Genomic DNA, 25,010 nt, shown 5'->3' with positions numbered 1-25,010 from the left:
CTTTTACTGGTGCACGGCCAATTGGTAGGCCGTGTACTTGCGAATGTTGATCACGCCGGTGTCGAAGATCAGGTACTGGCCCTTGATACCCAGCAGCGTGCCTTCGGCCACCGGGTTCTTGTCGAGGTTGAAGCTGACGATCTTCGACGGGTAGGCCTCGACCGGGTAGCGCATCTCGACCACCTCGGCATCCGGCAACGGCTGGATGGCCTGCAGGCCGAAGCGCTCCTGCAGGGCGCGCAGGCCCTCGGCACAGGCGTCGAAGATCCGCTCGCGGATGGCCGGCAGGTCCAGCGCCTCGGCATCGCCCTTGAGCAGGGCACGCCAGTTGGTGCGGTCCGGCACCTGGCTGCGCAGCAGGTCCTCGACCAGCCCGGACTGTTGCCGGGTGGCCACGCGCAGGATCGGCAAGGCCTGGCTGGCGCCCTGGTCGAGCCAGCGGGTGGGCAGTTGGGTGGCCCGGGTGATGCCGACCTTGATGCCCGACGAGTTGGCCAGGTACACCACGTGGTCGGTCATGCAGAACTGCTCGCCCCAGGACGGTTCGCGGCAGGTGCCGGCGTCGTAGTGGCATTTTTCCGGGGCCATGATGCACACATCGCACTGGGCCAGCTTGGTCATGCAGGGGTAGCAGTAGCCCTGGCTGAAGCTGGTCTTGGTGCGCTTGCCACAGTGGGTGCAATGGATGGCGCCGAGGTACTCCAGGCGCAGGGACTTGCCGATCAGCGGGTTGACCGGCACCTGCTCCTCGCCCAGGCGAAAGGCGTACTGCACGACCGGTGCTTCCAGGCGTACCGCCATCTTGCTCAGAGAGCCACGTGCGAGTTCGATCAATGTACCGAGTCCGACTTGAACAGGAGGTTGGCGATCGGCGCCGACTTCGAGGCGCATTCCTGCGGGCCCATGTAGCCGGTGCGCTGCTCCTCCGGGAGGTTCTTCATCTCCCAGGCGATCACCGCCTGCAGCGACAGTTCCTTCTGCTCGGGGGTGAGCTTGCGGCCGTCGGCCCATTTGCCGATCTCCACGGCCGTCTTCAGGCTTTCGTAGATCTCCGGGGTGATGTTTTCGATCATTTGCGCGAACGTGGACATAGCGTCTCCTCAGTCAGGCCGACAGTTTACGCCGGGCAAGCGCCCCACCCAAGAGCCCGGTCAGGCATCCGATGAGCAGCCCGCCAACGTGGGCAGCATTGGCGATCTGGCCGAAGCCCAGCTGGCTGACCACACCGCTCAGGCACACCAGCAGCCAGATGAGCATCATCGCCAGCACGCCCCTGGGCAGGCTGAACAACGGGTTGGGCGCCAGCCACTGGTACAGCCAGACATGCCCGAGCAAGCCGTAGAGCACCCCGGACAAACCGCCGAACAGGCTGGGGCCGCCCACGAAATGCTGGGCCAGGTTGGAAACCAGGCTGAACAGCAGGGTCAGCAGCAGGAGCCTCCAAGGCCCCTGGCGCAGCTCGATACGTCGCCCGAGCTCCCAGTACCACAGGCCGTTCATCGCCAGGTGCAGGATGCCGAAGTGCAGCAGCATGGGCGATACCAGCCGCCACCACTGGCCCTCGGCCAGGCCCTGGGCCAGCGGGGTGAAGTACAGGTAGTCGCCCTGCACGTGAAATTGCAGGAAGGTGAACCAGCCGATGGTCGAGAGGCTCTCGCCCAACCCTGTGAGGCCAGCCACCACCAGGCACAGCAGGAGGACGGCGACGGTGACCTTGCAGGCGCGGGCCTGCTCCGCCAGCGACGGCGGCCTCGGGCCGTTCTCCGCCAGAGCGGTGCCCTCGGGCAGTTCCAGGTCGGCATTGCCATCGGGGAAGCGCTGGTACAGTTGGCGCACGTCGTCGGCCAGGTGCGGGGGCGCCCAGAGCACCTGCTCCTCGCCCTCCTCGACCACCCGGTGCGGCACCTGCAGGCGCCGCAGCAGGGCGACGAAGCCACTGAGGTCGACCGCAAGCGGCAGGCGCATCACTTCGATCACATTCATTGGCTGGCCTGCGGACGGTCGACGTCGACCCAGACGAACTTGTGCGGGTCGATGCGTGTCTCGTCGTCCAGCCGATAGGCCGCCAGCTTGCCGTACAGCACCGCGCTGTAGTCCAGGCAGGCGAGGTTGTCGCGGATCGGTGCCGGCCGGCCGCTGCGCCAGTAGTGGCCGACGAACAGCAGCGGCTCGTCCTCGGCGTAGCGCAGCAGAGCGTTCTTCTCGCTGCGGCTCAGTGGCGTGCGGGCCACCTCTTCGGGCAGGGCGTCGGGCTGGAACACGATGTCCCCGTAGGTCTTCGGGTCTTCCTCCCAGAACTTGGTACGGAAGAAGGCGCGGGTCAGGCCGTCGCCGCCAGTCAGGGTCAGGCCGTCCGGCAGGCGCATGTCGGTGCCACGCAGCAGGCGGTTGCACACGGTCGCGGCGAAACTGCCGGAAACCGCCGAGGCCTGGACGAAATGCGCGTCGATGCAGCCGTCCGGGTACTGCTGGCGCAACGGCTCGATCAGCCGCGGGTCCCAGCAGGCATGCACCAGGCGGAAACGGCCGGCGTCGAGGAACAGCGGCAACTGGTAGAACCACTGCAGGAAGTCGTGCCAGTCGCCGGGGTGCTGGGCGAACTGGGTCAAGGTCTCGTCGATCAGGCGGGCATGGCGCGGGGTGTGCTCGCGGACGAAGGTCTTGCCGCTGCCGGGCAACGCCGGGGTGACCCAGCCCAGAGCGTTGTACTCATGGTTGCCCATGATGCAGAAGGCCTGGCCGGCCTCGACCATGTCGTGGACGATGTGCAGCGCTTCGCGGATGCGCGGGCCGCGATCGACGATGTCGCCGAGGAACAGGGCCTGGCGCCAGGGATGGCGCCAGACGCCGCCCACGCGCTTGTAGCCCAGGGTATCGAGCAGGCGTTCGAGGGTCAGGGCACAGCCGTGCACATCGCCGATGATGTCGAAACTTCGCGCCGGATCGAGCATCAGTCGCCTCCACCTCCAAGGCGGCTGCCCCAGCCAAGCTTGGTGCGGCAGACCTCGTAGTAATTGTGGTCCAGCGGGTGGATCAGGCGCAGCTTCTGCGGCTTCTTGCTCACCGTGATGGTGTCGCCGGGCGCGCAGGTGAAATGGTTCTGGCCGTCGCAGGAAACCTGCGGGTAGATCTGCAAGTCCTGGGAGACGACGATCTTCAGCTCGCTGTTGCCGTCCACCACGATCGGCCGCCCGGACAGGGTATGCGGGTACATGGGCACGATGACGATGGCGTCGAGCTTGGGGTGCATGATCGGCCCGCCGGCGGACAGTGCGTAGGCGGTGGAGCCGGTCGGCGTGGCGACGATCAGGCCGTCGGCCTTCTGGCTGCAGACGAACTGGCCGTCGATGTAGATCTCGAACTCGATCATCCGCGTCGACTTGCCCGGGTGCAGCACCACGTCGTTGAGTGCGTCGCCCTGGCCAATGGCCTCGTTGTGGCGGCGTACCTCGGCCTGCAGCAGGAAGCGGTTCTCCACCAGGTAATGGCCGTCGAGCACCTCGGCGACCTTGACCTCCAGCTCGTCGGGACGGATGTCGGTGAGAAAGCCCAGGCTGCCACGGTTGATCCCCAGCACCGGGATGTTGTGCCGGGCCAAGGCGCGGGCGGCGCCGAGCAGGCTGCCGTCGCCGCCAACCACGATGACCAGGTCGCAGACCTCGCCCAGCAGCTTGCGTGTGGAGGTCTGCAAGCCATGGCCGGGCAAGACTTCGGCGATGGTGTCCTCGAGGATCACGTGCAGGTGGCGCTCGAGCAGGAATTTTTTCAGGCGGCGGATGGTGTCGAGCACCTGGGAGCTGCCGAGGCGGCCGATGATACCGATATTGCGAAATTGCTCCATGGTGCTCCTGCGAGGCTCTGCGGCGGGTGACGGGCGCATGGCGCCGATGCCGGGATTATGGGCGAAACGACCCGCCAGCGGCAAACCGGCTATGCTCGCAGGATGACGCCCTTCGCCGATCTGCACGCCCTGCCCCGCCAGTTGCGCCAACCTGCGGTGCGCGACCTGGCCTGGGCACTGGTATCGCCCCCGTTGCTGCGCGCGCCGCCCTGCCGCCAGCGCCATCCGCTGGCGGCCAGTGCCTGGGCCGACGATCCGCGGCGCCTGCGCCAGTGGCTGCTGGCGCTGGATGCCGACGACCAGCCCCTGCGCAGTTGGCTGGCCCGGCTCACCAGCCGCCGCCTGGGCCTCTACTACGAAAGCCTGTGGCAGTTCGCCCTGGGCCAGGCCCCGGGCATCGAGCTGCTGACCGCCAACCTGGCGATCCGCGAAGGTGGGCATACCTTGGGCGAGCTGGACATCCTGCTGCGCGACCGCGAGGGCGTGCATCACCTGGAACTGGCGATCAAGCTCTACCTCGGGCCGGTGGGCGACGCAGGCCATGACCCGGTGCACTGGCTCGGGCCCGGCTGCCACGACCGCCTGGACCTGAAGCTCTCGCACCTGACCGGGCACCAGTTGCCGATTTCAGGACGCCCGCAGAGCCGCCAGGCGCTGGCGCGACTGGGGGTGGACGAGGTGCAGGCGCACCTGTGGCTGGGCGGCTACCTGTTCTACCCCTGGCCCGGGCAGGCCGAGGCGCCGACCGGGGCTGAGCCGCGCCACCTGCGCGGCCGCTGGCTGCACCGGCGCGACTGGCCGGCCTATGCGGCTGGCTGCGCCCCTGGCCGCTGGCAAGCCCTGCCTCGTCACGCCTGGCTGGCGCCGGCGCGGGTACAGGCACAGGACTGCTGGTTGCCGGAACGGTTCGAGGCTTGGCTCGAAGGGCTGGACGACGTGGCACCCGCGCAACTGCTGGCCAGGTTGCAGGCCGCTGAGGACGGAGTCTGGGAAGAAGCCGAGCGGCTGTTCCTGGTGGCTGACCGTTGGCCACATCTACCGGGGTGAAGCTACACATACCCTGCCCCCCGCGAATGACAGCGTTCACAGGTCACACTGTGGGATCGGGCATGCCTGCGAATAGGCTGCAAAGCAGCCAGAACACGACTTGGCTCAAGGAAAAACCCCAAACCAGCGATTAGAGTGGAAAACACGCGCCGCCAGAGCGCCATCCCGACCTGATGACGAGGACCGACCATGGTTTCATCCACACCCGCCGCGCACTATGCGCGCTTGTCCATCGCCCTGCACTGGCTGATGCTGGTGCTGCTGGCCGCCGTCTACGCCTGCATCGAGCTGCGCGGGCTGTTCCCCAAGGACAGCGCCGAACGCGACCTGATGAAGACGCTGCACTTCACCCTGGGCCTGACGGTGTTCGTGCTGGTATGGCTGCGCCTGGCCATGCGCCTCGCGCGCCCCACCCCGCCGATCGTGCCCCGGCCACCGGCCTGGCAGACCGGCCTGGCCCACCTGGTGCACATGCTGTTGTACCTGATGATGATCGGCCTGCCGTTGGCCGGCTGGTTGATCCTCAGCGCCGCCAACAAGCCGATCCCGTTCTATGGCCTCGAACTGCCGGCGCTGATCGCCCCCGACCCGGACCTGGCCAAGTTCATCAAGGGCTGGCACGAGCGGATCGGCAGTTGGGGCTACTGGCTGATCGGTTTGCATGCCCTGGCAGGCCTCTACCACCACTATGTGCGTCGCGACAACACGCTGCTGCGCATGCTGCCCTACAAGTAGCCACGCCGGCCCTGCAGGCCGCCGGTATGCAGGAAGATCAGCCGCGTGCCTGGCGCGAACCGCCCGGCCGCGGCCTGCTCGCGCAGGGCCATCAGCGCCTTGCCGGTGTAGACCGCCTCCAGCGGCAGGGCTGTCTGGCGCTCGGTTTCGTCGATGAAGGCCAGCAGTTCATCGTCGATACGGGCAAAACCGCCACGGCAAGCTTCGTGCAATACGTAGCCGCGGGCGCCGGCCAAGGCCGCCACATTCTGCGGCGCGCCATGCTCCCTGGGTACCGCCAGGGCGCCATGCACCGGGTGCCGGCCTGCTTCGGCCAGGACGATGCCGGCGAGGGTCGTGCCCGTGCCGGCAGCCAGCCACCAGGCGTCGTAGTCGTCCCAGCCCACGGCAGCCAGCTGCGTCCTGCCCTGTTCGACGATCAACCCGCAGCCTTGCGCCCCTGCCAGGCCGCCACCACCCTCGGGGATGCAGTGCCAGCCTGGATAGCGCGCCTGCCAAGAGTCCCAGAAACCCGGCTCATGACGTGCCCGGTAGCCACCATAGCCCAGCCAATGTAGCGCCATGCCCAAGTCCTGGAGATCGCGCACCGTCGGAGTGTCTCGGGGATGACCACGCAGCAGGCCAGCGGTGGCGAACCCAAAGCGCTTACCGGCTGCCGCCAGGGCATGGAGGTGGTTGGAGTGATCGCCACCGAGGCTGATCAGGCCGGGCGCGCCGGCTGCCCGGGCTTCGTGCAGGTGATGGCGGAGCTTGAACCATTTGTTGCCGCTGAGCAGCGGGTCGACCAGGTCCAGGCGCAGCACCGCGACCTCGACGCCGGCCTGGTCGAGCCAGGGCAAGGTCAAGGATTGCAAGGGGGCTTGAGGGAGATTGGAAAAGGCTGGAGACATTGGGCGAGTCTATCAGGTGCCGGCACGCTGCTGGTCAGTTGAGACATGCGCGCCTCTAGGGCCCAGCAAAGCTGCCTCATGTGCGGTTGGCCCAGGCCCTGTACAAGTGGGGCTGCTTTGCAGCCCATCGCCGGCTCACAGCTCCGCCGCCAGCCTCGCCCCCTGGTTGATCGCCCGCTTGGCATCCAGCTCGGCGGCCACATCGGCGCCACCGATCAGATGCACCGACTGCCCCGCCGCCAGCAGCCCTTCGTGCAGTTCACGCAGCGGCTCCTGGCCAGCGCAGATCACCACGTTGTCCACCACCAGCACCTGCGGCTCGCCCTCGCCGATACGCACATGCAGGCCGTCGTCGTCGATGCCCAGGTACTCGACACCGTTGAGCATCTGCACCTGCTTGTTCTTCAGCCCGGTACGGTGAATCCAGCCGGTGGTCTTGCCCAGGCCGTCGCCGACCTTGGATTTCTTGCGCTGCAGCAGGTACACCTGGCGGGCCGGCGCATGCGGCTCGGCCTTGATGCCGGCCACGCCACCGCGCGCCTGCAGCTGCGTATCGATGCCCCACTCCTTCCAGAACGCGGTACGGTCCTGGCTGGTCGCCACACCCTGGTGCACCAGGTACTCGGACACGTCGAAACCAATGCCGCCAGCACCGATCACCGCCACGCGCTCGCCCACCGGCTTGCGCTCGAGCAGCACGTCCAGGTAGCTGAGCACCTTGGCATGCTCGATACCCGGAATCGCCGGAGTGCGTGGGCTGATGCCGGTTGCGAGGATGACCTCGTCGAAACCACCCGCCACCAGTTCGGCCACGCTGACACGGGTGTTCAGGCACAACTCGACCCCCGTACGCTTCACCTTGTTGCGGAAGTAGCGCAGGGTCTCGAAGAACTCCTCCTTGCCCGGTACCCGCTTGGCCACGTTGAACTGCCCGCCGATCTCGCCAGCGCCATCGAACAGGGTCACCTGGTGCCCGCGCTCGGCGGCCACGGTGGCCGCGGCGAGGCCGGCGGGGCCGGCGCCGACCACGGCGATGCGCTTGGCCTGGGCGACAGGCAGGTAGTTCAGCTCGGTCTCGTGGCAGGCGCGCGGGTTGACCAGGCAACTGGTGAGCTTGCCGCCGAAGGTGTGGTCCAGACAGGCCTGGTTGCAGCCGATGCAGGTGTTGATCTCGTCGGCACGCCCCTCGGCGGCCTTGTTGACGAAGTCCGGGTCGGCGAGGAACGGCCGGGCCATGGAGACCATGTCGGCATCGCCCTCGGCCAGCACCGCCTCGGCCACCTCCGGGGTGTTGATGCGGTTGGTGGTGATCAGCGGGATCTTCACCGCGCCACGCAGCTTGGCGGTCACCTTGCTGAACGCCGCGCGCGGCACCTTGGTGGCGATGGTCGGGATGCGCGCCTCGTGCCAGCCGATACCGGTGTTGATCAAGGTGGCGCCGGCCCCCTCGATGGCCTTGGCCAACAGGACGATCTCGTCCCAGGTACTGCCGCCCTCCACCAGGTCGAGCATCGACAGGCGGAAGATGATGATGAAGTCCTCGCCCACCGCCTCACGCACCCGACGGACGATCTCCACCGCCAGGCGCATGCGGTTCTCGTAGCACCCTCCCCAGCGGTCGGTACGCTGGTTGGTGTGGGCGGCGAGGAACTGATTGATGAAGTAGCCCTCCGAACCCATGATCTCGACGCCATCGTAACCGGCGCGCCGGGCCAGCACGGCGCACTGGACGAAGTCGGCGATCTGCTTCTCGATGCCCGCCTCGTCCAGTTCTCTGGGTTTGAACGGGTTGATCGGTGCCTGGATGGCGCTGGGCGCCACCTGGCGTGGGCTGTAGGCATAGCGCCCGGCATGGAGGATCTGCAGGCAGATCTTGCCACCGGCGGCATGCACGGCCTGGGTGACGATACGGTGCTGCTCGGCCTCTTCCTCGGTGCTGAGCTTGGCCGCTCCGGAATACACGCCGCCTTCGTCGTTCGGCGCGATGCCACCGGTGACCATCAGGCCGACACCGCCCCGGGCACGCTCGGCGAAATAGGCAGCCATGCGCTCGAAGCCGCCGGGGCGCTCCTCCAGGCCAGTGTGCATGGACCCCATCAGGGTGCGGTTGCGCAAGGTGGTGAACCCCAGGTCGAGCGGGGCCAGCAAGTGTGGATAGCGGTCGGCGGCCATGGAAGAACTCCCCATGAGGCATGATCACGGAATGCGGGTACCTCGGCCGGCATGGCGGGCCCCGTCGTTTGTCTGGCGTCGACATTAAACAGCCGCTTGAACGCGCTCAATGATCGAAACAGACAACTTGATGATCCTGCTGCACAGCCCCTCAGTGGCTGGCCGCCCGGCTTGCGCCCACCCCGGTCTGTCCTCGCACGAACTGATCTTCGAACGCTTCCCGCTCGCGCCTGGCCTGGGCGGTCTGGTCGCGCCGGGAGAACACGTAGGCGGCGAGAAAGGCCAGCGGCATGGAGAACAGCGCCGGCTGGGTATAGGGGAACAGGGGTTCGGCGAAATGCAGCACATCGACCCACACCAGCTTGGACAACACCACGAAGGCGATAGCGCTGGCCAAGCCGACATAGCCGCCCGCCAGGGCCCCGCGAGTGGTCAGGCCTTGCCAGAACATCGACAGGAACAGCACGGGAAAGTTGGCGGATGCGGCGATGCCGAAGGCCAAGGCGACCATGAAGGCCACGTTGATATTTTCGAAGACGCTGCCCAAGCCGATCGCCACCAACCCAAGGGCAAGCGTGGCCAGCTTGGTGACGCGCAACTCCTGCGCCTCGCTCGCCGCCCCCTTCATCAACACGCGCGCATAGAGGTCGTGGGCGATGGCCGATGCCCCGGCCAGGGCCAGGCCCGAGACCACGGCCAGGATGGTGGCGAAGGTGACCGCCGACAGGAAGCCCAGCAACAGGTTGCCGCCGACCGCCTGCGCCAGGTGCATGGCGACCATGTTGCCGCCTCCGAGCAGCTTGCCGCCCACCTGCCCGCCTTCGAAGAACTGCGGCTGCTGGCTGACGATCACGATCGACGCCAGGCCGAGCAGGAAGATGACATTGAAGAAATAACCGATGAAACCGGTGGCGTAGAGCACCGACTTGCGGGCCTCCCGTGCGTCGCTCACGGTGAAGAAACGCATCAGGATATGCGGCAGCCCCGCCGTGCCGAACACCAGCCCCAGGCTCAGCGAAAGTGCCGTCAGCGGATCGGCGAGCAGGCTCCCGGGCGCCAGGAGCCGCTCTCCGAGGGCATGCGTGTCCATCGCCTCGCTGACCAGCGTGTCGTAGCTGAAGTCGAACGCCTTCAGCGCCAGGAACAGCACCAGCGAACCACCCACCAGCAACAGGAAGGCCTTGATGATCTGCACCCAGGTCGTCGCCACCATGCCGCCGAACGTCACGTAGAGCATCATGAGCGCACCGACGATCACCAGGGCGAGGTGATAGTCCAGGCCGAACAACAGCTTTATCAACTGCCCGGCGCCGACCATCTGCGCCACCAGGTAGAAGCACACGACGGTCAGGGAACCGATCGCCGCCATGGTGCGCACCTTGCCCTGGTCGAGCCGATACGAGGTGATGTCGGCGAACGTGAAGCGCCCAAGGTTACGCAAGCGCTCGGTCATCAACAGCAGCAGCACCGGCCAACCCGCGAAGAACGCGATGAGGTAGATGTAGCCATCCATGCCGGAGGTATAGATAAGCGCGGTGATGCCAAGCAGCGTGGAGGCCGACATGTAGTCCCCGGCGAGCGCCAGGCCGTTCTGCCATCCCGGGATGCCCCCTCCGGCGCTGTAGAAGTCGGAGGTGGAACGGGTGCGTCGGGCCGCCCACCAGGTGATGCACAAGGTGAAGACCACGAAGACCATGAACATGCCGATAGCATGCACATTGAGCGGCTGGCGCTGGTCGCCATCGACCGTCGGTGCGGCCATCAGCAACCCTGGGTACAGCAGCAAGGCCAGCGGTAGCAGTCTGTTCATGCCCGGTCCTCCTGCTCCAAGCCGGCGACCAACGATTGCGTCATACGGTCGAATTCGCCGTTGGCGCGGTACACGTAGAACCCGGAAAGCACGCAGAAGAACAGGAACAGGAACGCGCCTGCAGCGACCCCGAACGTCAGGTTCGAGCCTGGCGCCAGCCGCATGGCGATCAGCTCGGGCCAGAACGAAACCAGCGCCATGTAGCCATAGAAAGAGGCTAGGATCAGCGAGAACAGGCTCAGCGTAAAACGGTTGCGCCGCGCCACCAGTTGCTGGAACTGGGCACTGCGACGAATGCGGGCATACAGCGGACTGGACATGGGACACCTCCGGCAACGTACTTGTTGTTATTGGGTTTGCGGGTGCAGCAGGTCGATCAATGTTCGGCGCTGGCCATGTCCTCCGTTTGCTGCCTGGCCCACTGGCGCAGTACGAACTTCTGGATCTTGCCGGTGGCGGTCTTGGGCAATGCCACCAGCGACACGTGCCGCGGCGCCTTGAAATGCGCCAGGCGCTCGCGGCACCAGCGGATCAGGTCCTCGCCACTGGTGCTGGCCTGGGCATCGGCGCGCAAGGTCACGAAGGCATGCGGCGTTTCCCCCCAGCGCGGATCAGGGCGGGCCACGACGGCGGCCTCGACCACCCCTGGATGCAGGTAGAGCACCTCTTCGATTTCCAGCGAGCTGATGTTCTCTCCGCCGGAAATGATGATGTCCTTGGCGCGATCCTTGATTTCCACGTAGCCGTCCGGGTGCAGCACAGCCAGGTCACCGGTGTGCAACCAGCCGTTGGCCAGCGCGCTACGGGTGGCCTCGGGGTTGTCGAGGTAGCCTTTCATCACCGTGTTGCCGCGCACCACCAGTTCACCCAGGGTGAGCCCGTCGGCCGGCACCGGCTGGCCGGTGTCCCTATCCAGCACCGTGGCCTCCTCGAGCATGGGATGGGCGACGCCCTGGCGGCTCATGAACTGGGCACGCGCCTCCAGCGGCAGCTCGTCGACGCCCGGTTGCCACACGCAAAGGGTGCTAGGCCCATAGCTTTCGGTCATGCCGTAGGCGTGGGTGATGCTGAAGCCGCGCGCCTCCATCGCGGCGATCACCGCGCTCGGCGGCGCCGCCCCGCCGGTGATGACCGACACCGGTGATGCGTTGGGCCGCACGCCCGGATCGTCGGCATGAATGAGCATCGACATCACCACGGGCGCGGCGCTCAGATGGGTCACGGCATGCTCGGCGATAGCGGCGTGTATCGCTTCGGCCTGCACCTTGCGCAGGCACACGTGGGTGCCTGCGGCCAGCGTCACCGCCCAGGTGTGGCTCCAGCCATTGCAATGGAACATCGGCAAGGTCCACAGGTAGACGCTGCGCGGCCCCAGCTGGAAGATCAACGCGCCGGCGCAGGCATTGAGGTAGGCGCCGCGATGATGCAGCACCACGCCCTTGGGATCGCCCGTGGTACCCGAGGTGTAGTTGATCGCGATCGACTGCCATTCGTTTTGCGGTGCCGTCAATGGCCGGCCCGGGTCGCCCTGGGCGAGGAACGTTTCGTAGTCCAGGTCGTGGGCCAGGTCTCCCCCTTCGGCCTGGGCATCGTCGATACCGACGAGCAAGGGGCGCGACGCCAGCATGGCGAGCGCCTCGTGCACGACCGCGCCGAACTCACGGTCGCAGATCAGTACCTTGGCCCCGCTGTGACGCAGGATGAAGGCGATGCTCCGCGCCTCCAGCCGTATGTTGATGCAGACCAGCACGGCCCCCGCACCGGGTACCCCATAGTGGGCTTCGAGCATCTCGGGGACATTGGGCGCCAGCACCGCCACCCGTTCGCCCGGCTGCACACCGACCCGCTCGAGCGCGCTGGCCAAGGCACGGCTGCGCTGGTGCAACTGGCGGTAGGTGTAGCGCCGCGCGCCATAGACCACCGCGTCGCGTTCCGGGTACACCTGCGCGGTGCGCTTGAGGAAGGACAACGGCGAAAGCGGGACATGGTTGGCTTCGGTGGGCGCAAGCTCATGCTCGAAAGTCGATGACGTCATGACAGGCCCCTCGCTGACTCAGGGGCAAACGATGGCCGGGCGCCGAAGCGCCCATGGCGTGGTTGCACACACATACGAACCTCCTGACCGTTGCAGGTCTCTTGTTGTTCTGGCGAGGCGAATCACAGGCTGGCGCACAAATGGCCGCCATCGACCACGATCTCGGCGCCACTCATTGCCCGGCCGGCATCGCTGGCCAGCAGCAACAGCGCCCCGTCCAGGTCTGCCGGCTGGTTGAAGCGTCGACTGGGAATACGTGCGCGAAGCTTTTCTCCGGCATCGCTGGCCAGAAACGCCTCGTTCAGGTCGGTGGCCACGTAGCCCGGCGCCAGGGCGTTCACACGGATGCCATGGCGCGCCATTTCCAGGGCCATGGCGCGGGTCAGATGGGCAAGCCCCGCCTTGGCCGCCAGGTAGGGACCGACAGCGCCGGCCACACGGCTGGCCAGGATGGAAGTGACGTTGATCAGGCTGCCACCCTGCCCCGCCGCCACCATCCTGCGCGCGGTTTCCTGGGCCATGGCCCAGGCCCCCTTGAGGTTGGTATCGAGCACGTGGTCCCAGCGTTCATCGTCACAGGCCAGCAGGGGCTGGCTGTCGCTCACGCCGGCGTTGTTGACCAGCACATCCAGCGGGCCAACGCTATCGAGCACGCGGCAGATGTCGTCGCGTCGCGTCACATCGAGTGCGCAGGCACGGGCGCGGCCACCGACGGCTTCGATAGCGTCCACCAGGCTTTCCAGGGGGTGCAGGCGCCTGGCCGTCACGACCACCTCGGCACCGGCGGCGGCGAGGGTCTTGGCGAAGTGCCGGCCCAGGCCACTGGAGGCACCGGTCACCAGCGCGCGGCGGCCGCCCAGGTCGAACAGTTGGGCGATCGATGGTTGCATCAGCGTACCTCCTGGCGTGAGTCCAAGAGTTTTTTCGCCAGGCTCATGCGGTGCACTTCGCTCGGGCCGTCATAGATGCGGAAGGGTCGAATGTCCCGGAAGATCCGCTCGACAACGGTGTCCCCAGTCACCCCGCGCCCGCCCAGCACCTGCACGCACCGATCGACCACCCGCCACAGCGCTTCGGCGCTGATCACCTTGGCCATGCTCGAGTCGACATTGGCGCGCTCGCCCCGATCGAGCACCCAGGCGCAATGCCAGACCGCCAAGCGCACGACGTGCAGGTCCATCTGGTTGTCGGCCAACATGAAGCCCACGCCCTGGTGCTCCCCCAGTGGCCTGCCAAAGGCATCGCGGGTACGCGCATAGTCGCAGGCGATATCGTGGGCGCGCCGTGCAGCGCCGAGCCAACGCATGCAATGGGTCAGGCGCGCCGGGGCCAGACGCACCTGGGCATAGCGGAAGCCTTTGCCGACTTCGCCCAGTACATCGCTCGCCGGAACGCGCAGATTGTCGAAGCGCAGTTGCCCGTGACCGCCTGTGAAGCAGCTGTCCAGCGAGTCCAACTGACGCTCGTGGATGATCCCGTCGCGCTTCATGTCGGACAGGAACATGGTCGCGCTGCCATCCTCCATGCGCGCCATGATGATGGCGAACTCGGCGCCCTCGGCACCGGTGATGAGCCATTTGCGGCCATTGATGAGGTAGTCGTCGCCATCGCGTGTGGCGGTGGTACGCAGCATCGAAGGGTCGGAACCCGAACCGGGCGCAGGCTCGGTCATGGCGAAGCAGGAGCGCGCCCGGCCTTGCACCAGGGGACGTAGCCAGCGGTCTTTCTGGGCTTCGGTGGCGACGCTATCCATCAGGTGGATGTTGCCTTCGTCAGGAGCGTGGATGTTCAACGCCACCGGGCCCAGGGGTGAATACCCCGCCTCCTCGAAAACGATCGCCTTGGCGGCATGGCTCAAGCCCAGGCCGCCCATCTCGCGACTGGCGTGGGGCGTCAGCAGGCCGGCCGCGCGGGCACGGGCCAGCAGCGCCTGGCGTAGAGCCTCGCTGGGCCCATGCGGCCCCTGGCGGGGATCGTTCTCGAATGGAATGACCTGTTCGGCGATGAAGTCACGGGTTTTCGCCTGCAATGCAAGCAACTCGTCCGGGAGGGTGAAATTCATGGCTGTCCTTCTTGAGGGGTCGAGGAAGTTCGTGGGCGGACTGCGCTCATGGCACGGCCTTGGGGTTGCTGATCGTCAACCGGGAACGCGTGACCTGGTGCAGTGTCTCGAGCAGAACGTGGCGGCCCTCGGGCGCATCGTGGCGGCCCTCGCGGATGTCGCGGGCCAGGGTGCGTCGAACGTCCGGCAAGGGGCGTTGCGGCCCATCGCTGAGCGCCGACAGGCGAGCCTGTTCCTGGGTGGACACCTGGGCCTCCAGGCGGCCTTCGCGGGCGGCGATGGCCATGGCATTGGCGATCATCAACGCCTGGTAACGTAAATCGCCAGACAGCGCGGGAAGCACGTGCTCCAGCAAGGTCTGGCGTGCGATATCGAGCAATTGATGGGCATTGGGCTGGGTCATGGCGCGTCTCCATGGGTCATCTGCAGGATGTCGAGTTCCAGCTCAGGCAGCAGGCGGGCGGTGAGCGCCAGTTCGAGCGAGGGTTCTTCGCCGGACAGGTGGCGCTGCCCTTGCTGCAAGGCGATCACGGCCCAGCGCAGGGTCGCCATGACTTGCCAGTAGTGCAGTTGCTGGCGCTCTATGCGCAGCGGCGAAACCTCGTGATAACCCCGCAGGAAATCTTCGAGCGAACCGATGCCGCCGGCCTCCAGGTCGCGACGGGCGAAGCGCCAGCAGCGGGCGCTGAACCAGCCAAGGTCCTCGCAAGGGTCGCCCCAACCGGTGAACTCCCAGTCGAGTACGGCTTCCAAGCCCTGGTCGCTGGCCAGGTAGTTGCCCGTCCGGTAATCGCGGTGCAGCAGGCACAGGGCTGTGTCGCGAGGCGCATGCAGCTCGCACCAGCGCAACCCCCACTCCAGCACCGGGTAGGCATCGGCCAAGGTGTCGAGGTACTGGCGATAGGCAGCGATGGTCGCCAGGGCCGGCGAGCTGTCCGGCACGGGGAGGAAGTCCAGTGCGCGGCATGGCGGCCGGAGCCGATGCAAGCGGGCCAGGTTGGCACCGAGCTGCGCCGCCAACTGCGGCCTGCCCTCGGCACCGGCGCCAGCACTGAGCACGCGACCGGCAGCGACGCCAGGCACGTACTCCATCAGGAAGAACACACGCCCCATGACCTGGACATCGCGGCACAACCACAACGGCCGTGGCACTTTTACCCCGGCCTGATGGACCACCTTCAGAATCGCGAACTCCTGGGCGCGATCGAGACTGGCAGGCAGCGCGGAGACGGCGTCGCTGCGCAGAACCCAGCGCCGAGCGCCTGCCCAGGGACCGCCCTCGATCTGCAGCTCGAGCAACCAGTTCTCCTGGATGGCTCCCCCGCTCAAACGCTTGCGGGCCTTGATGAGCACCTGCCGCGCTGCGGTGTGTTCACGGATGAAGTCACTCAAGCGGTTATCGCTCGTCACGGCTGCGAGCGCCTCACTGGCCGGAGAAATCGTGTGGGAACTGCTCATGAGTCGATGTGCCCTGCCTTTGGTTTTGGGTTGGCAAAGCACTTGAGCAATGCGTGGGCCAACTTTGCCTAGGCTGTTGCAAAGTGCCCTGCGGGCCCTGTCATAGCTGGATTCCCACCCCGGCGCCCTGATCCGTGGCAGCACCCTTGCGTTTCACATTTGCAATGAATTGATTCAATATCGAAACAATTCACTCCTGAAACAGAGGCTCTCCCCATGCGCTCCCCCTCCTCTCAGGTTGTCGTGCTCATCAGCCACTTGCAGCGCCCGCAACACCGCAGCCGCCTGGCCCAGGTGGTGGCCGGGCTGACCGCGGATTACCCGGACACCCACATCGAAGTGATCGATACCTCGGTAAGTGAAGCGCTACAGACCGCACGGGAGTGGGAGCAGCGCGCAGATGCCGATGTCTTCGTCTGCGCGGGCGCCACCGCCGCCTACCTGCGCAAGCACTTGAGCCGCCCAGTGCTGGCGATGCGCATTGGTGGAGGTGATTTGCTGCGTGCGCTGGGACAGGCGCGAGAGCACGCCTCGCAAGTGGCATTGCTCAGCTACAACCGCATCAACCATGACCTGGAGGCCATGGCGGCGCTGTTCACCGTGCAGGTCCACCAAGCCGCCTACAACACCCTGGAGGAGGCACGCCACGCGGTGGAGCATGCGGCCCAGTTGGGCTGTCGCAGCATCATCGGCTCCTCGACCGTCGTCGAGCTGGCGCAACAGGCAGGGCTCCATGGCGTGCTATCGCTGAGCGAGGACACCGTGCGCAAGGCTCTCGAGGAGGCCTTGGGCATTCTCGATAGTCAGCGCATCGAAAACGCCAAGCGCCGCCACCTCAATGCCGTGTTGCAGCACATTCCGGCCGGCGTGGCAGCGGTCGACAACCAAGGCATCGTGCAATCACTCAACCCAGCCCTGGCCCAACTGCTGGAACTGCCGCCAAGCGCGGCCCTGGGCCGGCCGTTGCAGGAGCTGTGCCCGGAGCTCGACCTTCAGCAGGCATTGCAGGAAGGAACGGGCGAAGAAAACCGGGTGATCCGGCTCGGCTCGCACGCCGTGGTCAGCAACCTGCTGCCGATTCTGGAAAACGGCCAGCGCACGGGCCTGGTGCTGACCTGCCAGGACATCACCGCCGTCCAGCGCGCGGACCAACGCATCCGCTCTACGCGACGCCCCGGCGCCTTCACCGCCAAGTACCGGCTCGAGCAACTCAATGGCGACAGCAAGGCCAACCGCGACATGCTGCACCTGGCCGAGCGTTTCGCGGCCAGCCACTCGACCATCCTGATCACCGGCGAAAGCGGTACCGGCAAGGAGTTGCTGGCCCAGGGCATCCATAATGCGAGCCCGCGCCGGCAGGGCCCGTTCGTGGCCATCAACTGCGCAGCCTTTCCCGAATCCCTGCTGGAAAGCGAACTGTTCGGGTACGAGGAAGGGGCTTTCAGCGGCTCGCGCAAGGGAGGCAAGCCGGGCTTGTTCGAAGCGGCGCACCGCGGGACGCTGTTCCTCGACGAAATCGGCGACATGCCGGTATCGCTGCAAACACGCCTACTGCGCGTCCTGCAAGAGCGCGAGGTGCTGCGCCTGGGAGGCACCGAGCCGATCGCCATCGACGTTCGCATCATCGCGGCCACCCACCAGGACCTGCGTGCGGCCATGGAGGCAGGGCAGTTTCGCACCGACCTGTTTTACCGGCTGAACATCCTTCGCCTGCAAACGACGCCTTTGCGCGAGCGGCCTGAAGATATCGGCCTGATCAGCCGCAGTATCAGCCAGCGCCTGCTCGTCCAGGGTCAGCCGCCGGGCGCTGCGGACTTGCCAGCGGCCTTGCTGCCTTATCTGACGCGCTATGCCTGGCCGGGCAATGTCCGCGAGCTGGAGAACGTGATCGAGCGGGCCATGCTCTCGGCCCGTGAACTCATGCGCGACGACGCCGTGGACGAAGGATACCTGGCCCGTGTGCTCCCCGAACTGTGCGAAGGACCGCCCGCTTCGACCGCCAGGGAAAAACCGCCACGGGCAACGGACCTGCACACGATCGGGCAGGCTGCGCAGTTGCGCCATGTTCAGCAGACCCTGGAAAGCTGCCAGGGCAATCTCGACGAGGCCGCGCGTCGCCTCGGGATCAGCCGGACGACCTTGTGGCGACGGCTGCGCGCTGCCCGCTGAGCGAGCCTCGGTAAACCCCAGGGCCGCTTCGCGCCCCCCCATGCGGTGGCCATAAGGCTGTTTCCATTGGCCGAAAAAGCCGATCCCTCAGCCCTTGACATTAAAGTTAAGTTAAACGTTAGGGTGAACGTGAAAACCTACCCGGCATGCCGCTGAGCGAAATCCCTGGAGATACTGACACGTGAAACTCGGAACCGTCGCCACACTGACTGGCATACTCCTGACCCCCCTAGCGAACGCCGCCCTGGCAGACGCCAACGGCCTCCCCAAGCACGCCGACACCACGGTGATCGATATCGCGGGTCACCCGGTGCCCGTGCTCAAAGGCGGGCTGTACGACCGTTACCGCTCCAACCCTCCCCTGTCGGTGATCCAGGCCCAAGCGCCAGGCATGGACTTGAGCTGGTTCAAAGGCCTGGAAAAAACCAAGGTCGATATGGGGTTCGAGTCCTACTCGCCGAACTTCTACTACCAGAACAGCCGCGTGACCGCTGTCTACACGGCCGATCTCGAACGCCTGCGCGCATTGATACCGGCCCAGGTGCTGGAGCAGGTGCAGCCCCTGCAGGTATGGCCGGGGCGGGGCCTGGTGGCGTTCACGGCCTACACCTACGACTACTGCGACAACGACAGCTACAACGAAATCGCGCTGTCGATCATCACCAACAAACCTGGCAAAGCGAATCTCGGGCCCTTCACCCTGATCGGGCAGTCGCTGTCGAAAGACTTCTGGGGTTACGTACTCAAGCTCCCAGTGAACACGGAGCTCGCACGCGTGCGGGGTGTGGTGGGCTACAACCTGCCGAAATGGCTGACGGACATCAACCGCCGAGAGGAAGCCGCGACGGTCTCGTACGACCTCTTCGACGACCAGACCGGCAAGGTCGATGTGACCTTCAAGGCGAAGAAACTCGACGGCCTGTCCCATGAAGCCGACCTGGTGACGAACAGCTTCACCAACCTCGACCACGACGGCCAGTTGACCTACGGCTATGCAACGTCCAGGCAGACCCGCCATGCATCGAGCATGAGCGCGGACTCGGCAGAGCTGGTGCTCGGTGAAGGCAGCCTGTCGACCTACATCCGCTCGTTGAAGCTGGGCAAGCTGGTGAAATACGAATACGTGCCCGAGTTCCAGAGCGCCCTGTATGCGCCCAAGCCACTGGCAGCGCTGAACGCGGGCAAGTGATGACGATGCAGGCGGCGACAGCCCGCGTCGACGCCCGCCCTACTTCAGCGCCCTGCCAGCTTGCTCATGTGCAGGCGCAACGCTCGCCTTGCCCAGGGCGATCTCTTCGCGCAGCCGATTCAACACCCGCTGGGTATTGTCCACGCACGGCATGCCCTCGGGCTTGCTCTGGATGACATCGATCACCAGCAGCAGCTGCTCCTTGTTGTGTGCCAGGCGCTGTTGCAGCACTTCGATTTCCTCGACCTTGCGCTTGAGCCCCTGGAGCAGTTCGTCATGCTGCCAACCGTTCGAATCGACCGGCAACAGGTGGCGGATCTCTTCCAGGGAAAACCCGGCCGCCTGGGCACTGGTGATCATCTCCAGCACCCACACCGCGTCGGCCGAATAATCGCGGTAGCCGTTGGCCTTGCGCGCGACCGACTGGATCAGCCCGCTCGCCTCGTAGAAGCGGATGCGCGAAGGGGCCAGGCCGGTGATCCTGGCCAGCTCTCCGATTCTCATGGGACACACCTTCTGAAATGGATTGACCTTAAAGTGCACTTTAATCCTGGAGTCCTGCAGAGCCAAGGGGCGAAGTGGCTGAAGCCACCCACCCCCGACCCGCGCTGGACCACGCTGCACTTAGCTCATAACAAGGCTGTGGTCGCCCGTTCCATGGCTATAACCGCCCAGGCGCCAAAGCGGACCAGGGCGTGATCCTCAACTGGCGGCGCCAGGGCATGATGAGCTGTGCCATCGCGCACTACGACGGGATCGTCGCCTTCTCCCAGACCGACTTCACCGAAAGCCTGAAAAGCGTGACGGTGCCGGTGCTGGTGATGCATGGCGATGACGACCAGATCGTGCCCTATGACAACTCAGGCCCGCTCTGCGCCAAGCTGCTGCGTAACGGCACACTCAAGACCTACGCCGGCTTCCCCACGACATGCCGACCACTAACGCCGACGAGATAAACGCCGACCTGCTGGCCTTCATCCGTAGCTGAACCCTGCGGTGCGAGTGCAAGCCGCCCACTCCAGCCTTTTAAGCGCCCAGGCCACTGGCATTGACCCAGGTCCAAACCCTATCATCGACCAGGCTTATCCTTTACCCTTCCGTAACCCTGCAGCCCCTGGTGCATCAGTCGTTTTCAGGTGTTGAACAGGGCCATCGTTCGAGATTCAATGCATCGAGCGCCCGAGGTTTCGTGGAAAAATGCCCAGTATCCGTTCGATTTTCCACGTGGCCATTCCCGTTCCCAGCGAAAACTAAAGCTTCATGCGAAAACTCCTGGCAGGCGCCCTGGCGCTGGTGATGATCGCCGCCCTCTGCGGCTATGGTTTCTGGACCCAGCAACGCCCGGAAGGCCATTACCTTTCCGACCTGCGCATCGAGCTGGCGCTCAACCACGGGGTGCCGGGCGAACAGGGCAACCTGCTGGGCATCGAGCCGTTGCTCTACCCCAGTGACTACCAGAACCTGCAACGCCTGCACCGCAAGCTTTCCGCCTACCTGGAACAGGCCCGCGCCCTGGGGCTGGTCGGCCCGCGCACCGTGGTGGTGCTGCCGGAGCATATCGGCACCTGGCTGTGGGCCCGGGGCGAGAAGAACGAGCTGTACCAGGTCACCCAGCGCCGCGAGGCGTGGCAGTGGCTGGAGCTGAGCAACCCGCTGCGCTACGGCCTGGCCATGCTCGGCGCCACCGGTGACGACCGCCGCTCCGACGCCCACCTGCGCATGAAGGCGCAGCAGATGGCCGCCGACTACCAGCAGTTGTTCGGCGGCCTGGCCAAGGAATTCGGCGTGACGTTGGTGGCCGGCTCCATCGTGCTGCCCGCCCCTCATGTCGAACACGGCGTGCTGCGCACCGGCAGAGGCCCGTTGTTCAACAGCAGCCTGGTCTTCGCCAGCGACGGCTCGGTGCTCGGCCAGCCGCAGCGCCAGCAGTACCCGGACAGCGAGATGCGCCGCTATGTCCAGGACGGACGCCAGCATCCCCTGCAAGTGCTGCAGACCCCCGCAGGGCGTCTCGGCGTGCTGGTGGGCAGCGACAGCTGGTATCCAGAAAACCATCGGCAGCTGGCCCGTCAGTCGGTGGAGCTGATCGCCAACCCGGCATTCCTCAGTGGCAAGGACAGCTGGAGCGCCCCCTGGCGTGGCAATCGCCACCAGCGAGCCGCGGCCGAGCTGCCGTTGCAGCGCGGCGAGGTCAGCGAGCAGACGGCCTGGCAGCAATTGACCCTGGGCGCCACCCATGCCGGGGCCACCAGCATGAGCGTGTTCCTGCGTGGCCAGTTCTGGGAGCTGGGCAGCGATGGGCAGGGCTTTGCCAACCATGCCGGCGAGCAGTTGGCCGGCAACCCGAGCCACGGCGCCCGCCTGCTCAACCTGTGGCTGTGACGCGATGCCACGCCCCCGCGTACGCCTGGGTGATCTCTCGGTAGGCTTCGTCCAGCCCTTGGACGAGGCGCTGCGCCAGCTCGGCCACGACCCGGCGCCCTTGCTGCTCCGCTATGGGCTGGATGCCGCGCGCCTGGGCGAGGCCGGCGCACGCCTGTCGATCCCGCGCTACATGCACCTGGGCCATGCCGCCATCGAGCGCTGTGGCGATCCGGCCCTGGGGCTACGCATGGGCAGCCTGAGCCGCCTGGCCCAAGCCGGCCTTGCCGGCGTCACCGCGGCCCAGGCGCCCTGCCTGGGCGAGGCGGCACGCACCCTGCTGCGCTTCGAACCGCTGTACGCGGCCAACTACCGAGGCCGTTCGAGCTTCATCGAAGACGCCCAGGGCGCCTGGCTGCGCTTTTATTCCATCAGCCCCTACAACGCCTACAACCGCTTCGTGGTCGACTCGCTGCTGGCCGGCTGGCTGGCGCAACTGTCGGGCCTGGCCGGCGTGCCGGTGCAGGCCGAGCGCATGGAAATCGAGTTCGAGGCGCCCGCCTATGCCGCCCAGTACCAGGCCTTGTGCTGCGCGCCGGTGCAGTTCGGCGCCGCCAACAACCAACTGCGCCTGAGCCGGGCCACCCTGGAACGCGCCAACCCGCAGCATTGCCCAAGCACGTGGCAGCACCTGTTGCAGCTGTGCGAAGCGGAACTGGCCCAGCGCACCCGCATCCGCAGCCTGGGCGAACGCATCACCCACCTGCTCGGCCCCTTGCTCAACGGCGGGCGGGAACCGAGCCTGGAAGAAGTGGCGCAGCGCCTGCAGTTACCGAGCTGGACCTTGCGCCGCAAGCTGGCCGAGGAAGGCACCCGCTTTCGCGACCTGCTCAACGACACGCGACGCGACCTGGCCGAGACCTACATCCGCGATACGGAGCTGGCCTTTGGCGAGATCGCCTATCTGTTGGGGTTCGCCTCGGCAGAGGCCTTCCAGCGCGCCTTCAAGCGCTGGACCGGCCTGACGCCGGGGGCGTTTCGCCGCAACCAGCGGCGGGCGGGCACTTAGAGCTCGGTGGCGTCGTCCGCCGGCTCGGGGGTATCCAGTTGGTATGCCTGGTCTTCGAGCAGCTCTTCCTGATACTCATCCATAGGCCTGCGTCCTCTTCACTCGTTTGCACTCTCGGGTCATGCCGCCACCCTAGGCTGGCCAGGTGAAGGAATCATGACAACTCCATGAGTGGTAAACGTAGCAGGCCTCCTGGAAGTTATCCCATCGCACCTGTAACAGCGGATGAGCGCAGCTACAGGGGATCAGGCGAGGCTTGCGGGGCGGGTTCCGCCTCGGTTGCCGGCAGCTCCTGCTGCACCTGGATCGGCGCCGGATCGCTGGGGGGTGCTATCGGCTGGGAGCCTTGGCTGTCGTCCACCGTGGGCGCCGTCGGCACCTCGCTGGCCGGCGCCGCGGCCTGTGCTTCAGCCGCGCCAGGTTCCACGGCCTCGCTCGCGCTGGGCTGGGCAGGCGCTGGCTCGGCCAGGGAAGGTGCGGCTGGTGCCGAGGGGACAGCCTGGGCTGCCACCGGCATGGCCGCCGGCGGGGCAACCGGGGCCTGCACCTGCTCCGGCAAGCCAAGGTCGGCAGCCGGCTTCTCGGCCTTGGGCGCCTCGGCCTTGGGCTTTGCCTTCTTCGCCAGTTTGGGTTTGGGCAGGTAGCTCTCCACCAGGGCGAAATAGCGATCGTAGAACTGCGGTGCCGTCACCGTCTCGCTGGCCACCTTGACCATGGAGTCGTCGGTCGAGCCGATCGGCATCGACACCGAACCGAGCACACCTACGCCCAGACTGGCCGAGGTATTGGATTTTTTCAGGGTGTAGCGGTCCTGCAGCGCGTTGGCGAACATGGTCGAACCCTGCTCGTCGTTGCTGTCGGGGGCGCAGGTGACGTTGAAGCTGATCTGCAGGTGGTTCTCGCTGTTCTGCTGGAAGCTCTTGTTGCCGTTGACCTGGTTGGCGCCACTGCTGGTGATGATGTAGCCCTGGCTCAGCAGGGCACGCCGGGCCGCCTCGCAGGAGCCGGCCTCGCTGACCGGGAAGCTGCGCGAGAAGGTGCCCGAGTCGTCGAAGTTCTCGTGCTCGTAGACTGCGGGTTTCTTCGAGGAACAACCGGATACGCCCGCCAGCACAAGGGCCAGCCCGAGCGCACCGAAGACGGATGATCTGGACATCGTGGATTCCGGGGGTAGGACAAACGGTGCTTATTGTGCAACACCTGGCGCATCACTGAAACCGCGACGCTCGTCTCACCAGGCAAAATTCATGATCGCTCGTCAGGTAGCCAGTGGAAGCTGCCTCGGAAAGCAAAAAAGCGACCCTGAGGTCGCTTTCTGGCGAGCTTCGAGGTGTTCAAGGGACCTCGAGGCGAAGATGGCGCAGCGGACGGGACTCGAACCCGCGACCCCCGGCGTGACAGGCCGGTATTCTAACCGACTGAACTACCGCTGCGTATCGCTCAGGCCTGCGCCTGATTGAAACTGGGATCTGACCTTCCAGGCGACGATCGCGCAAAAGGCAGGCACAAAAAAAGCGATGCTCGATCGCTTCTTGTGTTGCTTCGAGAAGTTCAAGGGCCTCGAAGCGAAGATGGCGCAGCGGACGGGACTCGAACCCGCGACCCCCGGCGTGACAGGCCGGTATTCTAACCGACTGAACTACCGCTGCGTATCGTTCAGGCTTGCGCCTGATTGAAACTGGGATCTGGCCTGAAGACCTTGCCGGTTCTTCAGACCCCAGACCGGTGACCAGCACCCATCTGAAGAAAAGTGGCGCAGCGGACGGGACTCGAACCCGCGACCCCCGGCGTGACAGGCCGGTATTCTAACCGACTGAACTACCGCTGCGCATTGTGGACTTGCGTCCGGTTCCTCTCAATTGGCTTCATCGTACGAATCGGCCTGGGTCAGGAACAATCTCAGGAAGTGGTGGGTGGTGACGGGATCGAACCGCCGACCCTCTGCTTGTAAGGCAGATGCTCTCCCGGCTGAGCTAACCACCCGTTGGTGCGTTTGCTTCGCTGAGGCCGCGAAATTTACGCAGGTACCGGAGCTAAGTCAATAGCCCCATTGAATTTTTTTTCAAACAAGCAGCAAGCGTCGAGCAGCAAGCGGCAAGAAAAAGCCCGCTGCCCTCCCCGTCGATGCTAGATCCATAAAAACGAAAAAGGGACCTTCTCGGTCCCTTCTTG

At 65.8% G+C, this 25,010-nt stretch carries 22 protein-coding genes, 4 tRNA genes and 1 pseudogene; 7 read left to right on the top strand and 20 right to left on the bottom strand.

The genetic code is table 11. From position 1 onward, the window contains the following. Nucleotides 1–3 precede the first annotated feature (3 nt). From WCE05_RS08505 to WCE05_RS08485, 5 genes are read right to left on the bottom strand one after another with little or no spacing between them, the layout of a single operon-like run. Nucleotides 4–834 (bottom strand): DUF2797 domain-containing protein, encoded by an 831-nt coding sequence (locus WCE05_RS08505; protein WP_225787003.1) that lies wholly within the window; start codon nt 832–834, stop codon nt 4–6. Beyond that, a complete protein-coding gene (locus WCE05_RS08500) occupies nt 831–1,091 on the bottom strand; it encodes a YeaC family protein (protein ID WP_225787004.1) in 261 nt (86 codons plus the stop codon). Before WCE05_RS08500 ends, WCE05_RS08505 begins: the two co-directional genes overlap by 4 nt. A gap of 13 nt (nt 1,092–1,104) precedes the next feature. Further along, the gene (locus tag WCE05_RS08495) at nt 1,105–1,983 is read right to left on the bottom strand and encodes a rhomboid family intramembrane serine protease (RefSeq protein ID WP_225787005.1); all 879 of its coding nucleotides are present in this window, start codon (nt 1,981–1,983) and stop codon (nt 1,105–1,107) included. Then, nucleotides 1,980–2,951 (bottom strand): metallophosphoesterase, encoded by a 972-nt coding sequence (locus WCE05_RS08490; protein ID WP_225787006.1) that lies wholly within the window; start codon nt 2,949–2,951, stop codon nt 1,980–1,982. The genes WCE05_RS08495 and WCE05_RS08490 overlap by 4 nt, the downstream gene beginning before the upstream one ends. Further along, the gene (locus WCE05_RS08485) at nt 2,951–3,841 is read right to left on the bottom strand and encodes an NAD(+) kinase (protein ID WP_225787007.1); all 891 of its coding nucleotides are present in this window, start codon (nt 3,839–3,841) and stop codon (nt 2,951–2,953) included. Before WCE05_RS08485 ends, WCE05_RS08490 begins: the two co-directional genes overlap by 1 nt. Nucleotides 3,842–3,898: 57 nt before the next feature. Between WCE05_RS08485 and WCE05_RS08480 the strand changes: the two genes are divergently transcribed. Both WCE05_RS08480 and WCE05_RS08475 read left to right on the top strand, forming a co-directional pair. Continuing rightward, entirely contained in the window at nt 3,899–4,888 is a 990-nt protein-coding gene (locus WCE05_RS08480; RefSeq protein WP_368815746.1) for a DUF1853 family protein, read from the top strand. Between the two features lie 189 nt (nt 4,889–5,077). Continuing rightward, nucleotides 5,078–5,623 carry a cytochrome b gene (locus WCE05_RS08475; RefSeq protein WP_253080976.1) on the top strand — a complete coding sequence of 182 codons (546 nt, stop codon included), beginning with the start codon at nt 5,078–5,080 and terminating at the stop codon, nt 5,621–5,623. Here WCE05_RS08475 and WCE05_RS08470 read toward each other — a convergent pair. The 9 genes from WCE05_RS08470 to WCE05_RS08430 form a co-directional block, all read right to left on the bottom strand. Then, the gene (locus WCE05_RS08470) at nt 5,614–6,513 is read right to left on the bottom strand and encodes a 1-aminocyclopropane-1-carboxylate deaminase/D-cysteine desulfhydrase (RefSeq protein ID WP_368815745.1); all 900 of its coding nucleotides are present in this window, start codon (nt 6,511–6,513) and stop codon (nt 5,614–5,616) included. The two genes, WCE05_RS08475 and WCE05_RS08470, sit on opposite strands and share 10 nt — an antisense overlap. Nucleotides 6,514–6,648: 135 nt before the next feature. Then, nucleotides 6,649–8,685, bottom strand: coding sequence for an FAD-dependent oxidoreductase (locus tag WCE05_RS08465; RefSeq protein WP_368815744.1), 2,037 nt, complete (start codon nt 8,683–8,685; stop codon nt 6,649–6,651). Nucleotides 8,686–8,836: 151 nt separating this feature from the next. After that, nucleotides 8,837–10,495, bottom strand: a complete 1,659-nt coding sequence (locus WCE05_RS08460) for a cation acetate symporter (RefSeq protein WP_368815743.1) — start codon at nt 10,493–10,495, stop codon at nt 8,837–8,839. After that, nucleotides 10,492–10,815 carry a DUF485 domain-containing protein gene (locus WCE05_RS08455; protein WP_368815742.1) on the bottom strand — a complete coding sequence of 108 codons (324 nt, stop codon included), beginning with the start codon at nt 10,813–10,815 and terminating at the stop codon, nt 10,492–10,494. Before WCE05_RS08455 ends, WCE05_RS08460 begins: the two co-directional genes overlap by 4 nt. 56 nt (nt 10,816–10,871) lie before the next feature. Further along, nucleotides 10,872–12,530 (bottom strand): AMP-binding protein, encoded by a 1,659-nt coding sequence (locus tag WCE05_RS08450; protein WP_368815741.1) that lies wholly within the window; start codon nt 12,528–12,530, stop codon nt 10,872–10,874. Nucleotides 12,531–12,652: 122 nt separating this feature from the next. Next, nucleotides 12,653–13,420: an SDR family NAD(P)-dependent oxidoreductase gene (locus tag WCE05_RS08445; RefSeq protein ID WP_368815740.1), complete on the bottom strand. Its 768-nt coding sequence runs from the start codon at nt 13,418–13,420 to the stop codon at nt 12,653–12,655. Continuing rightward, nucleotides 13,420–14,592: an acyl-CoA dehydrogenase family protein gene (locus tag WCE05_RS08440; protein ID WP_368815739.1), complete on the bottom strand. Its 1,173-nt coding sequence runs from the start codon at nt 14,590–14,592 to the stop codon at nt 13,420–13,422. The genes WCE05_RS08445 and WCE05_RS08440 overlap by 1 nt, the downstream gene beginning before the upstream one ends. A gap of 46 nt (nt 14,593–14,638) precedes the next feature. Then, nucleotides 14,639–14,995 (bottom strand): DUF6285 domain-containing protein, encoded by a 357-nt coding sequence (locus WCE05_RS08435; protein ID WP_368815738.1) that lies wholly within the window; start codon nt 14,993–14,995, stop codon nt 14,639–14,641. Next, nucleotides 14,992–16,050 (bottom strand): phosphotransferase family protein, encoded by a 1,059-nt coding sequence (locus WCE05_RS08430; RefSeq protein ID WP_368815737.1) that lies wholly within the window; start codon nt 16,048–16,050, stop codon nt 14,992–14,994. The genes WCE05_RS08435 and WCE05_RS08430 overlap by 4 nt, the downstream gene beginning before the upstream one ends. A gap of 216 nt (nt 16,051–16,266) precedes the next feature. Here WCE05_RS08430 and prpR point away from each other — a divergent pair, with 216 nt between their 5' ends. Further along, nucleotides 16,267–18,219 (top strand): propionate catabolism operon regulatory protein PrpR, encoded by a 1,953-nt coding sequence (prpR, locus tag WCE05_RS08425; protein WP_368815736.1) that lies wholly within the window; start codon nt 16,267–16,269, stop codon nt 18,217–18,219. A 220-nt stretch (nt 18,220–18,439) separates the two neighbouring features. Continuing rightward, entirely contained in the window at nt 18,440–19,408 is a 969-nt protein-coding gene (locus WCE05_RS08420) for an acetoacetate decarboxylase family protein (RefSeq protein WP_253080994.1), read from the top strand. A 39-nt stretch (nt 19,409–19,447) separates the two neighbouring features. Here WCE05_RS08420 and WCE05_RS08415 read toward each other — a convergent pair whose 3' ends face one another. Continuing rightward, on the bottom strand, nt 19,448–19,912 hold the full coding sequence (locus WCE05_RS08415) for a MerR family transcriptional regulator (protein WP_225787012.1): 465 nt from the start codon (nt 19,910–19,912) through the stop codon (nt 19,448–19,450). A gap of 140 nt (nt 19,913–20,052) precedes the next feature. Here WCE05_RS08415 and WCE05_RS08410 point away from each other — a divergent pair. The 3 genes and pseudogenes from WCE05_RS08410 to WCE05_RS08400 all read left to right on the top strand — a co-directional run. Continuing rightward, nucleotides 20,053–20,396: pseudogene (locus WCE05_RS08410) on the top strand (alpha/beta fold hydrolase); the annotation flags it as partial. Nucleotides 20,397–20,668: 272 nt separating this feature from the next. After that, entirely contained in the window at nt 20,669–21,790 is a 1,122-nt protein-coding gene (locus WCE05_RS08405; RefSeq protein WP_225787013.1) for a carbon-nitrogen hydrolase family protein, read from the top strand. Between the two features lie 4 nt (nt 21,791–21,794). Beyond that, a complete protein-coding gene (locus WCE05_RS08400) occupies nt 21,795–22,838 on the top strand; it encodes an AraC family transcriptional regulator (RefSeq protein ID WP_253080974.1) in 1,044 nt (347 codons plus the stop codon). Nucleotides 22,839–23,073: 235 nt separating this feature from the next. Here the strand turns inward: WCE05_RS08400 and WCE05_RS08395 are convergent, their stop codons facing one another. The 5 genes from WCE05_RS08395 to WCE05_RS08375 form a co-directional block, all read right to left on the bottom strand. Beyond that, complete coding sequence (locus WCE05_RS08395; protein ID WP_368815735.1) at nt 23,074–23,994, bottom strand: DUF2242 domain-containing protein; 921 nt, start codon at nt 23,992–23,994, stop codon at nt 23,074–23,076. A 200-nt stretch (nt 23,995–24,194) separates the two neighbouring features. After that, nucleotides 24,195–24,271: transfer RNA gene (locus WCE05_RS08390), tRNA-Asp, on the bottom strand. A 139-nt stretch (nt 24,272–24,410) separates the two neighbouring features. Continuing rightward, nucleotides 24,411–24,487, bottom strand: a tRNA-Asp gene (locus WCE05_RS08385). Nucleotides 24,488–24,589: 102 nt separating this feature from the next. Beyond that, a tRNA-Asp gene (locus tag WCE05_RS08380) sits at nt 24,590–24,666 on the bottom strand. Nucleotides 24,667–24,745: 79 nt separating this feature from the next. Beyond that, nucleotides 24,746–24,821: transfer RNA gene (locus WCE05_RS08375), tRNA-Val, on the bottom strand. Nucleotides 24,822–25,010 lie beyond the last annotated feature (189 nt).

The organism is Pseudomonas sp. I2 (assembly GCF_040984075.1).
Taxonomy (GTDB): domain Bacteria; phylum Pseudomonadota; class Gammaproteobacteria; order Pseudomonadales; family Pseudomonadaceae; genus Aquipseudomonas; species Aquipseudomonas guariconensis_B.
The sequence above is the reverse complement of the archived record's forward strand: the minus strand, read 5'-3'. Positions and strand labels throughout refer to the sequence as shown.